General features: G+C 55.9%; 8 protein-coding genes. 2 read left to right on the top strand and 6 right to left on the bottom strand.

Annotated features, from left to right (window positions below; genetic code table 11):
• Window positions 1-46 precede the first annotated feature (46 nt).
• From pgi to ptsP, 4 genes are all read right to left on the bottom strand, one after another.
• The gene (gene pgi / locus M0220_RS01040; protein ID WP_264018436.1) at window positions 47-1711 is read right to left on the bottom strand and encodes a glucose-6-phosphate isomerase; all 1665 of its coding nucleotides are present in this window, start codon (window positions 1709-1711) and stop codon (window positions 47-49) included.
• Window positions 1712-1965: 254 nt separating this feature from the next.
• Window positions 1966-3702: a PTS fructose-like transporter subunit IIB gene (locus tag M0220_RS01035; protein WP_264018435.1), complete on the bottom strand. Its 1737-nt coding sequence runs from the start codon at window positions 3700-3702 to the stop codon at window positions 1966-1968.
• A complete protein-coding gene (gene pfkB, locus M0220_RS01030) occupies window positions 3699-4670 on the bottom strand; it encodes a 1-phosphofructokinase (protein ID WP_264018434.1) in 972 nt (323 codons plus the stop codon). The genes M0220_RS01035 and pfkB overlap by 4 nt, the downstream gene beginning before the upstream one ends.
• Complete coding sequence (gene ptsP / locus M0220_RS01025; RefSeq protein WP_264018433.1) at window positions 4670-7537, bottom strand: phosphoenolpyruvate--protein phosphotransferase; 2868 nt, start codon at window positions 7535-7537, stop codon at window positions 4670-4672. The genes pfkB and ptsP overlap by 1 nt, the downstream gene beginning before the upstream one ends.
• 226 nt (window positions 7538-7763) lie before the next feature.
• Between ptsP and cra the strand changes: the two genes are divergently transcribed.
• On the top strand, window positions 7764-8741 hold the full coding sequence (gene cra / locus M0220_RS01020; protein WP_264018432.1) for a catabolite repressor/activator: 978 nt from the start codon (window positions 7764-7766) through the stop codon (window positions 8739-8741).
• 26 nt (window positions 8742-8767) lie between these two features.
• Here cra and M0220_RS01015 read toward each other — a convergent pair whose 3' ends face one another.
• Window positions 8768-9244, bottom strand: a complete 477-nt coding sequence (locus M0220_RS01015) for a methylglyoxal synthase (RefSeq protein ID WP_264018431.1) — start codon at window positions 9242-9244, stop codon at window positions 8768-8770.
• Window positions 9245-9293: 49 nt separating this feature from the next.
• Entirely contained in the window at window positions 9294-10760 is a 1467-nt protein-coding gene (gene pyk / locus M0220_RS01010; RefSeq protein WP_264018430.1) for a pyruvate kinase, read from the bottom strand.
• Window positions 10761-10971: 211 nt separating this feature from the next.
• On the opposite strand from pyk, the gene gap reads away from it, so the two are divergent.
• Complete coding sequence (gene gap / locus M0220_RS01005) at window positions 10972-11976, top strand: type I glyceraldehyde-3-phosphate dehydrogenase (protein ID WP_264018429.1); 1005 nt, start codon at window positions 10972-10974, stop codon at window positions 11974-11976.
• Window positions 11977-11979 lie beyond the last annotated feature (3 nt).

The raw sequence follows: 11979 nt of genomic DNA, 5'->3' as shown, positions 1-11979 counted from the left end.
TGAAAAGCCAAGGCGTTTTTTATCTAACGTTTACTCAACCTTCCGTTTAACGCTTTTTCCTGGCTGGTTTTTTATCAGCACTGGCTGGCGAGCTTTCCTTTGCGCTATCGCCACTGGGAAAGTGGGCGCGTACCAGTTCCAACAAACCTTGGGTAGAGGCGTCGAAGTCGGCGGCGTTGGTGTCGATGCGCTCACTGATTTCACCGGCAATGCGTTTGCCAAGCTGCACACCCCACTGATCAAACGAGTTGATGTTCCAGATAACGCCTTGCACAAACACCTTGTGCTCGTAGAGGGCAATCAGCGCACCTAGGTTTTTCGGTGTTAGCTCGTCAAGCAAAAGGGTGCTGGAAGGGCGATTGCCGGGGCAACTGTAAGGGTCATGTTGGCTTAGCTCTTTGCTGTCCCCTTGGCTGCCTTCCATAAAGGCATTGGCCTGGGCGAGCATATTGGTGAGCAAGGCGAAGTGGTGGTCTTCCACGCCGGGCTCGGGTTTTAGCGAGGCAATAAAATCAATTGGCACGTAGCGGGTGCCTTGGTGCAGTAGCTGGAAGAAGGCGTGTTGACCGTTGGAGCCGGTCTGGCCCCAAACAATCGGACCGGTTTTATAGTTAACCGGATGGCCGAAGATATCCACCGACTTGCCGTTAGACTCCATATCCAGCTGCTGCAGGAACGAAGGCAACTGGTTCAAGGCTTGATCGTAGGGCACGATGGCCTGGGTTTCCGCACCCACAAAGTTGATGTACCAAATGCCGATCAGCGCCATCAGTACTGGCATATTTTGTGAGAAGGGCGCCTCAATAAAGTGGCGATCCATCTCATGGGCGCCTTCCAGCAGTTCGATAAAGCCTTCAAAGCCAATCGAAAGCGCAATCGGTAGGCCGATAGACGACCACATGGAGTAGCGCCCGCCCACCCAGGCCCAGAATTCGAATACGTTCTCTTCACGAATACCGAATTCCATTGCCGCTTTGCGGTTGGTGGAAGCGGCAATAAAGTGGGCGCCTACGTCGGCATCTGCACCGGCATTTTCCAGGAACCAGCGCCGTGCGGTTTTGGCATTTAGCAGGGTTTCCTGGGTAGAGAAGGTTTTGGTGGAAACGATAAACAGCGTGGTCGCCGGGTCTAACCGTGAAAGCACTTTCTGAATATGGGTGCCATCGACGTTGGAGACGAAGTGGAAGTGCAGTTCCGGATGACGGTATTTGAGTAGCGCGCGTACGGCCATATTGGGGCCAAGGTCTGAACCACCAATGCCAATATTGACCACGTCTTTAATGCGTTGACCGTTATAGCCTTTCCATTCACCGTTTCTTACCGCTTCTGAGAACTGTTTGATCTGTTCCCGGGTGCGATTGATTTCCGGCATCACATCGTTACCGTCTACATGCACCGCTTCAGCGCTTAAATTGCGCAGTGCGGTGTGCAGTACCGGGCGGTTTTCAGTGACATTGATAATGTCGCCAGAGAACATCTGCGCTCGGCGCTGAACCAGGGCAGAGTGGTCGGCCAGCTCCAGCAGTTTTGTAAACACTTCGTCTGAGACGTGATGTTTGGAGTAATCTAAGAACAAGCCACCCACCCGTAAGCTCATTTTTTCAAAGCGCTGCGGGTCATTGGTGAAGTAATCACGAATGCGGTCGTTGGCGGTTTTGTCACGCAGGCGTTCAAGTGCCTGCCAAGTAACGCTGCGGGTGAGTTGAAACATAGAAGGCGGTCCTGTTGTTTTAGATGGTTATTAAGTGACGAGCGCTGGGTTGCTAGCTCTTGCTTTGTAATATCTATAAGTCTATTTATGAGTCATTTTATGTAAAAATACTACATAAACAGCCGAATGAAGCAACTAATAAGCGACTGATAGCTTAAAAATAAGTAATAAACCGTTTTTCTGTGTGAGGGCACGGTGGTAGCAGACAAGACGCTGAGTAAGCTGCAGCCTACCCAGCGCTGATGTTTGAAAGGTTAGCTGGCAACGGCGACCTGGGCGGCACCGCGTTTAATAAAGGCATAGCCTAAGCCGGTTACCAACGAACCTATGATAATCGCAGCAAGGTAAAGCAACGCAGGTGTAATGGCGTTGGGGATTAGCAGAACAAAGATACCACCGTGAGGTGCCATTAGTTTTGCGCCTACCAGCATGGAAAGCGCACCGGTGATTGCACCGCCCACCATGCACGCGGGGATAACCCGCAACGGATCTTTCGCCGCAAAGGGAATGGCCCCTTCGCTGATAAAGCACATGCCCAGTACAAACGATGCCTTGCCTGCTTCGCGCTCTGGTGCAGAGAACTTGTTGCGTGCAACGAAACTGGCAATGCCCATGCCTATCGCTGGCACCATGCCTGCCGCCATGATCGCTGCCATTGGGCCGTAGGTTTCCGAAGCTAACAGGCCCACGCCAAAGGTATAAGCTGCTTTATTGACGGGGCCGCCCAAATCGAAGCACATCATTGCGCCCAATAGAATGCCTAGCAGCACCGCGTTAGTAGAGCCCATAGATGCCAGGAAGCTGGTCAGCGCATTCAGCAATGCAGCGACAGGCTCGCCAATCACGTAGATCATGGTTAGGCCTGTTACCAGGCTGGCCACCAGCGGGATAATCAGAATAGGCTTGAGCGATTCAACGCTGGAGGGCAGCTTAACGTAGCGGGTAACCGCGAGGGCCACGTAGCCTGCCAGAAAGCCTGCCAAAATACCGCCAATAAACCCGGAGCCAATGTTGGCCGCCAACATCCCGCCAATCATTCCTGGGGCGATGCCGGGGCGGTCAGCGATGGAGTAGGCAATGTAGCCTGCCAGCACGGGTATCATTAGCGCGAAGGCGGTACCACCGCCAATTTGCATAAGCGCAGCGGCCAGCGTGCCTTCCTGTTCAAAGGCTTCAATACCGAAGACAAACGAGAGCGCAATCAGCAAGCCACCCGCTACCACCATCGGCAGCATGAACGACACGCCGGTGAGTAGGTGCTTATAAACACCTTTCTCTTTAACGCTTTTATTGGCGCTGCCCGAACCGCTGCTGGCAGTTTCTACACTAGCATCAACAAGGGCAGCTTCCAGCGTAGGGCGTGGCTTTTTCAGCGCGTTGCCGGTTGAGGTGCGGTAGATACGCTTACCTGCAAACCGCGACGGATCAACATCGATATCGCAAGCCAGTACGACCACGTCGGCATCGGCGATCTCTTCTTCGGTTAAGTGATTCTGAGCGCCTACTGAGCCTTGGGTTTCCACGCGAATAGCGTGCCCCATCGCTTTACCTGCTTCGGCTAATGCTTCGGCGGCCATAAAGGTATGGGCAACACCGGTGGGGCAAGCAGTCACTGCCACAATTTTCTTACCACCCGTGTTGCTCGGCGGAGTAGCGGCGGCTGTAGGGGTTGTAGGAGCACTGTAAATCGGTGCTTCACGCTTGGCTTGATTTAAGAAGGCACCGGGGTCGGGCAGGGCGCTGGCAATCGGCGCCTGGAAAAGCCGCTTGCCATCAAAACGTTCTGGGGCAGGGACGTGATCGGCAGCCACCACAATTAAATCGGCATTAGCAATTTGCTCGGCGGTGGCAGCCTGCAGCGGCGCAATCTCGCCGTGCATTTCCACATGAGCGCTCCAGCCCATCCGTGTGGCCGCTTGTTCAAGGCGCTTGGCGGCCAGAAAGGTGGTCGCCATGCCGCTGGGGCAGGCGGTAATTAGAATCAGGTTCATCGCGTGGCTCCCTCGGTGATGGCGTCGTCAAGACGCCGTACCAAAGTCTGTTGTTGGAGTAAGTCAAAGTCGTCGGCGTGGGGGGTGCCCACGCCGACGTGGCGAACCGCTTCGGCAGAGAGTGCCGTTGCGAAGCGAAGGGTGTCGTGTGGGGTGAAGTCGCTAAGCAGCCCGTGGAGCATGCCAGCCACAAAGGTATCTCCCGCACAAACGGTATTGATGGCGTTCACGCTAGGTGGGGTGGATTGCCAAGTGCCCTGTGAGCTGACCCATAAAACGCCCTCTGCGCCTGCGGAAATCAACGCGTGCTCGATGCCGCTGGCGTGCAGTCGCTCGGCGGCGACCTGGCGCTGTTGATGTGAATCTAGCGCGCTGCCAGCCCAGTCAGCGAGCTCCGTTTCGTTAGGTTTTACAGCCGCAGGCTGAGTAGCAATGGCGGTCAGCAGTGCTGGGCCGCTGGTGTCTATCCAAAGTGGAACGCCATAGCTTTTTAGGGTGGTCAGTAGTTCAGCAAACAGCGGCTGATCAATACCCGGTGGAAGGCTACCGGCAACGACGACCGCTTGGGGCGGAGCGGGGCGCTGAAACAGATCGTCTAGGGTAGTTCGTAAGGCATCTAGATGGGCAGCCTCAATCGGCATACCGGGGCCGTTAATATCAGTGACGCGGCCGCTTTGCTCCGCCAGCTTAGCGTTAATGCGCGTGCTGCCGGGCACTCGCACAAAGGCATCTTCCACGCCGTAGCGGGGAAATGCCAGACCGAACGGGGCGTCGTTATCCTGACCGAGGAAGCCGCTAACGATCACTTCGTGGCCTAAGCTTGCCAGCACTCGCGCTACGTTAACGCCTTTGCCCGCGGCTTCTAACTGGGCGCTGTGGGGGCGGTTCACATGGCCGAGTGTCAATGTTTCAAGATTAAATGCTAAATCCAGCGCGGGGTTGAGTGTAATGCACACTACCTGGGCCATTAGCGGGCCTCCAGGGCGTCGCGCACCTCATCGCTGGTGGCTTTACTCAGTGCTAATTGGGCAGTGGCTTTTGCATCGGCAAGATCAAATTCACGCAGGCGAGCTTTGACCAGCGGAATTTGTCGCGCACTGACGGAAAGCTCATCAACGCCTAACCCTACCAGTACAGGCACGGCCATGGCGTCCGAGGCGAGTTCGCCACATACGCCAACCCACTTACCGTGGGCATGGGCGGCATCAACGGTCATTTGAATCAGGCGCAGCACGGCGGGGTGTAAACCATCCGCCTGGGCAGAAAGCTCTGGGTGGCCGCGGTCGATGGCCAGGGTATACTGGGTTAAATCGTTCGTGCCGACGGAGAAGAAGTCCACCTCGGCCGCCAGCGTAGGGGCTAGCAGTGCGCTGGAAGGCACTTCGATCATCACGCCCAGTTGCACATCGGTGGCGCGCTGCTGTGGCGGGATTTCGCTAAGCAGGCGGTCATAGATGACTTTGGCGGCACGGAATTCAGCGACATCCTTGACCATCGGCAGCATGATGCGTAGCGGACGGCCGACAGCTGCCATCAGCAGTGCGCGGATTTGTGTTTCCAGCACTTCCGGCTGGGTCAGTGCTAAGCGAATGCCGCGTAGGCCCAAAAAGGGGTTGTCTTCCTGGGGAACCGGCCAGTAGGGCAGTGGCTTGTCGCCACCTACATCCAGAGTACGCGCGACCAGTGGGCGGCCATCCAAGGCATCGGTGGCTTCACGGTATTCGGCAATCTGGGTGGCTAGGTCCGGCGCACTTGAGTAGGCCATAAACAGGAACTCGGTGCGCAGCAGGCCAACGCCTTCGGCACCCCGTTCAACGGCGTCAGCGGCGTGGGCGGTGTTACCAAGATTGGCCGCCACTTCAACCCGATGACCATCGCGGGTTTGGGCTTGCTCAAAACGCAGCTCCCAGGCATCGGCTTCACGCTGCTGCTGATCGAGAAGCTGTTGTTCCGCCCGCTGCAGGCGCTCTTCGGAAGGCTGGGAGGTAACCCGCCCACGTTCACCATCCAGAATCATCATGCTGCCGTTATGCAGTACCATCACGGCATCACCTGCGCCGACGACCGCTGGAATACCCAGGGCGCGAGCCAGAATAGCACTGTGTGCGGTGGCGCCACCGCGCACGGTAAGCAGGCCGCGTACGCGTGAGGTATCCAGGCGAGCAACGTCGGAAGGGCCGATGTCATCCATCACCAGAATATACGGGTGGTCAGGTGGCTCGGGCAGTTGGACATTGCACAATACACCCAACACGCGGCGGCCTACGTCGCGCAGGTCAGCGGCGCGCTCGGCCAGCAGGCGGTCGGCGAGCATTTCCTGGGCGTGAGCGGCGGTTTCAATGGCATCCCACCAACCGGCTTCGGCTGAACGACCTTCACGAATCGCATCAATGGCAGCGTGCTGCAGCTCAGGGTCATCGAGCATCTCTTCGTGCATCGAGAGAATATCAGCCACTTCGCCGCCAGGAGCGTTGTGTACCAGTGCTTGAAGTTGTGCTGCACCTTCTTCTAATGCTGCTTTCAGGCGGTTAATTTCGTGCTCGGGGTCGTTGGCGTGTTCAGCGTAGTCGAACTGCATCGGGCGAATGACAAACACCGGCGCAATGGCTAAGCCTGGCGAGGCGGCAACGCCTGCGTGAGGTGTATCGACGACTAGCGGCTCAACCGGCTTACTCGTGTTAGCAACTGACTTGGCATCAAAACCGCCGTCGAACGGTGTTACTTTCTCGCCTAGACCATCTTCAACGGCGGCGGCTACTGCGCCTAGCGCAGCACTTGCCTGGTCGCCTTCGGCAGAAAGGATCAGCCACTGACCGCGCCGTGCTCCTAAACCAATCACTTTGGTTAGGCTGGCGGCAGACACCGTGGAAGCGCTGCCTTCTTCAAGGCGTACGTTAATCGGCATTAATTGCGCGCGGGCGACCTGTACCAGCTGTTTTGCCGGACGGGCGTGCAGGCCATGGGGGTTCAAGACGCGCACGCGGCGAGTCTGGGTACTCGCCGTTTCACCTGCCAACGTGGCCAGCAGCTGTGCGCTGCTTTTGCCCATCAAGCTGTCACTTTCGCCGTTCTCCAACACGGCTAATAGCTGTTCCAGCAGTGGACGGTGGGCATCGCCGCTGGCTGCCAAGCAGAACAGTATATGGACGGGATGGCCGCTATGCTCAAGTTGAGGGTCGGCTGGCGTGGCAACGCCTAGTGCGGGTTGTGTCACCCCTTGGGCTTGGCTTGCCAACCAAAACCCTTTGCCCAGCCATTGGGGGGAAGCGCTGGCGATGGCACTAATAAAGGCGTTATCAACACAGCCACTTTGACGAAGCCGTGCGGCAGCGGCCAAGGCGAGCTCTTGAGGATCACGAGCAGGAAAGTTAATGCACAGCGTATCGGCATCCAGGCGCGGCTCAAGCAGCGGCTTGGAAAGTAAACGCGCTACCTCGACAGCCGAGCTGGCGCTGGCGAGCTGGCTGGCGACGCCGTCGCGGTCTAAGACGTGGGTTAGCTGGCGCAGAATATCTAGATGTTCGTCATTTTGCGCAGCGATAGTCACCAAAACATGCACTGTCTGGCCGTCATGCCACTGAACGCCTTTGGGGAACTGCAGCACCCTCACGCCGGTATGTTTTACGTGCTGACGACTTTCCGGCGTGCCGTGTGGAATAGCAATCGCGTTACCAAGATACGTGGACGACTGAGCTTCACGGGCATGGAGGCCATCACGGTACTCGGCCTCAACTAAGCCCGCATCCGTTAGCGCCTTAGCGGCGACGTCGAGTGCAGCTTGCCAGTCGTCCGCATGGCGGTCGAGCAAGATGTCATCTGGGCCGAGAATTAACATAGGGTTCTCCTGTAAACGCTATCAGCCAGTGGTGATGTCTGCAGCGTGATCATGCTTAAACGTTGGTCGTAGAGCGTTGAGCTTCGCTGGATGAATCGTGTCATCTATGGTTAGTTGGCTATGCTGAATCGATTCACTTAAAGACACAAGGGTTGTCTTTCTAGACTTTAGTCTGGGTGGGGATAAACGGCTGATAAACTACATCGGCAACCAGAGGGAGAATTGCATGACACTTGCCGACATTGCCCGGCTTGCGGGCGTATCGCGCACCACGGCGAGCTATGTAATTAATGGCCAGGCCGAGCAACGGCGTATTAGTAATGCCACCATCGAGAAAGTAATGGCGGTGGTGCGGCAGCATCGCTATCACATTGACCCGCAGGCAGCGGCGCTGCGTCGTGGGGCAAGTCGGCTGATTGGTTTGATCGTGCCTGACCTTGAAAATATCAGCTATGCGCGGCTCGCGAAACGCTTAGAGCGTGGCGCGAGAGAGAAGGGTTATCAGCTGTTAGTGGTTAGCTCGGACGACTGTGCCGATAGCGAGCGCACCTTGGCATTGGCGCTTCGCGCGCAGCGCTGTGAGGTGCTTATTACCGCCAGCTGCTTAGCTGAAGATGACACCTTCTATTCTGATTTGGTGGATGAAGGTTGGTGCGTTGTGGGAATGGACCGTGGTCTTGCGCCGACACGTTTTGCCAGTGTCGTCAGCAACGATCAAGACGCGGCATATGCGCTAACGCGCTCGGTCATTACGGGTAGCACGCGGCGGGTGGCGTGGTTAGAAGCGATGCCGAGCTTGTCGATCAGTCGCGAGCGGAGGGTGGGGTTTCAGTCAGCATTACAAGACACCTCTATCGAGCCGGTTTTACTTAGCGGTACACACTACGAGCGTAGCGAAGGCGCCCGCCTTGCCGCGCAACTGCTGGATGAGAAAGGAGGGGCTGATGCGTTGATCACCGCGTCTTATGTGCTGATGGAAGGGGTGTTTGACGTGTTTCTAGAGCGCGGTGGACTACCAGAAGAGATGCGGTTGGCCACCTTTGGCGACCACCGCTTGTTAGATTTTCTGCCGCAACCGGTGAATTCAGCGTTGCAAGATTATGATCGCATTGCTGAACTCACCCTGCGCTGTGCCCTGAATGCCATGAACGGTGATTATCAGTGTGGGCAGCAGGTCGTGGCGCGCCACCTGCGTACCCGATAAGCCACACATAGTCGGACGGCCTTATCTTACACCGTGCGGGCCTGAGCCCAAGCTTCTGCGTCTGGAATAGACATATCGTAGCGTTCACTGAGGTAGGGCGATGACAGTAAAAAGTCGGCGCTCGCCGCATTGCATGCCACCGGCACGTTCCATAGCGCGGCTAAACGCAGCAGCGCTTTAACATCAGGGTCGTGGGGCTGAGGAGCAAACGGATCCCAGAAGAAAATCAGCACATCTAGCTGTTGTTCGGCAATACGCGCGCCAATTTGCTGATCACCCCCCAGCGGGCCGCTCATCAACCCCTCGACCTCTAGGCCAAGCGAACTTTTGAGCCGCCCAGCGGTAGTCCCCGTACCAATAAGAGTGTGCTGGCTGAGCGTTTCTTGCCAGCGTGTTGCCCACTCCAGCATTTCGGTTTTTTTGCCGTCGTGGGCAATTAGCGCAATGCGCTTACGCGGTTGCAGCGTACGAACGGCTTGGCGGGGTGGACGTGCGTCGCTCATGGCATGGCTCTCCAGTTAACATTCCGACTATTTCAGGTCACTGTTGGGTTTACGCTTCTTGGACGGCCAGCACTTTCATGGTGTTGGTTCCGCCGTGGGCGTTCATGTGGTCGCCGCGAGTAAGAATGACATGATCGCCAGGGTGTGCCAAACCATGAGCTTGGAGTAGCTTGACGGCTTCTTGATTGAGTTCTTTAGGGTCCATATGGGTTGTGTCGAAGGGAATCGACACGACGCCGCGATAAAGCGCCATGCGCCGTTGGGCAATCGGGCTGTGTGCAAGGCCAACAATCGGCAGGCCAGAGCGAATGCGTGAGGCAATCAGTGGCGTATAACCTGTCGAGGTCATACAGGCAATGGCACTGACGCCGGTTAAGTGGTTAGCGGCGTACATTGCGGAGAGGGCAATGGTTTCATCAATGCGCTCAAAGCCTTCGTGGATACGGTGACCTGATGATTGGGCAATTCGCTCACGTTCGGCGCCTAAGCATACCCGATCCATCGCCTGAATGGTTTCTACCGGGTAGTCGCCCGCGGCGGTTTCCGCAGAAAGCATGACAGCGTCGGTGGCATCTAGCACTGCGTTAGCCACGTCGAATACTTCCGCGCGGGTGGGCAGTGGCGACTCAATCATCGACTCCATCATTTGTGTGGCGGTAATGACCGCGCGGTTAAGCGTACGAGCATGCTTGATGATGCGTTTTTGGGTTCCGATCAGCGCGGCATCGCCAATTTCCACACCCAAATCGCCACGCGCTACCATCACAGCTTCTGATGCTTCAATAATGCCATCCAGAGTCTCATCGTCAGCAACGGCTTCCGCGCGCTCCAGTTTGGCCACTAAACCAATTTCTTTTCCGGCTTCGCCGAGCAGTTCGCGGGCCTCCTGCATATCAGCAGCGCTGCGTGGGAATGATACCGCCAAGTAATCGACCCCAATATCAATCGCGGTTTTGAGGTCTTCTTTATCTTTTTCGGTAAGCGCTGGGGCCGACAGTCCGCCGCCTTGCTTGTTGATGCCTTTGTTATTGGAAAGCTTGCCACCGACATGAACGCGGGTATGCACTTCTTGCCCAACAATAGAGGTGACATCCAGCACCAAGCGCCCGTCGTCCAGAAGTAGCCGGTCGCCGGGGGCGACATCGTCAATCAGCGACTTGTAGTCACAGCCGACGCGCTCGGCGGTGCCGCTATTGGCATCCAGCGCCATGTCGAGCACAAAAGCCTGGCCAATGTCCAAATGAACAGCGCCTTCGGCAAAGCGTGATATACGAATTTTCGGCCCTTGCAGGTCACCCAATGCGGCAACGCTGCGGTTTAGTCGTTGGGCGATCTCGCGTACTTCTTTCAAACGGCGGCGGTGGTCGTCTGCGGCACCGTGGGAGAAATTGAGCCGCACGACATCAACACCCGCTTTTAGCATAGCTTCTAGTACGCCAGGGCGATCGCTTGCTGGACCAAGCGTCGCGACAATCTTGGTGCGGCGAAGGGGGGTGGGAGATGTTGAGCGAGTCATAAAAGTTACTCCTGTTGAGCATCTGGGCGGTGATTAATTATTGGACTACGATAGCCTTTATATAGTAATTTTACTACATATTGGGATGTTATTAGCCTTTAAGGGCAGTTTTAACAGGTATAAACTGATCTAAAGGTGAATAAATACGTATTTTTAGTAATTTTTTTACTGGGTACGCCAACGACTACCACTGCTTGATTGAGGTGCCATCATGACAATAAGAGTTGCTATTAACGGTTTTGGACGGATTGGGCGTAACGTACTGCGAGCGCTATACGAAAATAGCTACCGGGATCGTATTCAGGTGGTTGCGATTAATGATTTAGGTGATCCTTCTCTAAACTCGCACCTGCTGCGTCACGATACGGTTCACGGCCACTTTCCTTTTGCCGTTGAGCATGATGCCGAAAGTATTAGTGTAGATGGCGATCGCATCGCGATCTCTTCTGAGCGTGATCCCAGCCAGCTTCCCTGGGCATCCATGAACATTGATCTTGTCATGGAGTGCACTGGCCTGTTCACTAAGCGAGAAGCCGCTGCCAAGCATATAGAAGCGGGTGCTAAGCGTGTGTTGATCTCTGCGCCCAGCCCAGATGCTGACGCTACTATTGTCTATGGTGTTAATGACGATAGTCTGACAGCCGAACACACGGTGGTCTCCAATGCGTCGTGCACGACTAACTGCTTGGCACCTGTCGCCAAAGCGTTAAACGATGCAGTAGGCATTGAAAACGGTTTGATGACCACGGTGCATGCCTACACTAATGATCAGAATCTATCGGATGTTTATCACTCCGACCCTTACCGCGCACGGAGTGCGACGCACTCGATGATTCCAACCAAAACAGGCGCAGCAGCGGCTGTAGGGTTGGTGTTGCCGGAGCTGGCAGGTAAGTTTGATGGGCTAGCCGTGCGCGTGCCGGTGATCAACGTTTCCTTGGTAGATTTAACGTTTACGGCAAGTCGCGATACCAGCAAAGAAGAGATCAACGCGATTGTTGAAAAAGCGGCGGCGAACTCGTCTGTGCTAGCGGTTAACGCACAGCCGCTGGTGTCTATTGATTTCAATCATGATGCACACTCGTCTACTTTTGATGCCAATCACACCCGTGTGAATGGACGCCTGGTGAAAATTATGGCGTGGTACGACAATGAGTGGGGGTTCTCTAATCGGATGCTAGACACCGCCCTTGCCATGCAGGAAACGGCCAAATAACAC

Origin of the sequence: Halomonas qinghailakensis (assembly GCF_025820815.1) — a bacterium.
GTDB classification, from domain to species: domain Bacteria; phylum Pseudomonadota; class Gammaproteobacteria; order Pseudomonadales; family Halomonadaceae; genus Vreelandella; species Vreelandella qaidamensis.
This window is presented reverse-complemented; position numbering and strand designations above follow the sequence as displayed.

Coding starts and splice junctions, on each gene's coding strand:
- pgi (WP_264018436.1), bottom strand. CDS start 1,711: ATGTTTCAACTCACCCGCAGCGTTACTTGGCAGGCACTTGAACGCCTG.
- M0220_RS01035 (WP_264018435.1), bottom strand. CDS start 3,702: ATGAACCTGATTCTAATTACCGCCTGCCCCAGCGGCATGGCGACCACC.
- pfkB (WP_264018434.1), bottom strand. CDS start 4,670: ATGGCCCAGGTAGTGTGCATTACACTCAACCCCGCGCTGGATTTAGCA.
- ptsP (WP_264018433.1), bottom strand. CDS start 7,537: ATGTTAATTCTCGGCCCAGATGACATCTTGCTCGACCGCCATGCGGAC.
- cra (WP_264018432.1), top strand. CDS start 7,764: ATGACACTTGCCGACATTGCCCGGCTTGCGGGCGTATCGCGCACCACG.
- M0220_RS01015 (WP_264018431.1), bottom strand. CDS start 9,244: ATGAGCGACGCACGTCCACCCCGCCAAGCCGTTCGTACGCTGCAACCG.
- pyk (WP_264018430.1), bottom strand. CDS start 10,760: ATGACTCGCTCAACATCTCCCACCCCCCTTCGCCGCACCAAGATTGTC.
- gap (WP_264018429.1), top strand. CDS start 10,972: ATGACAATAAGAGTTGCTATTAACGGTTTTGGACGGATTGGGCGTAAC.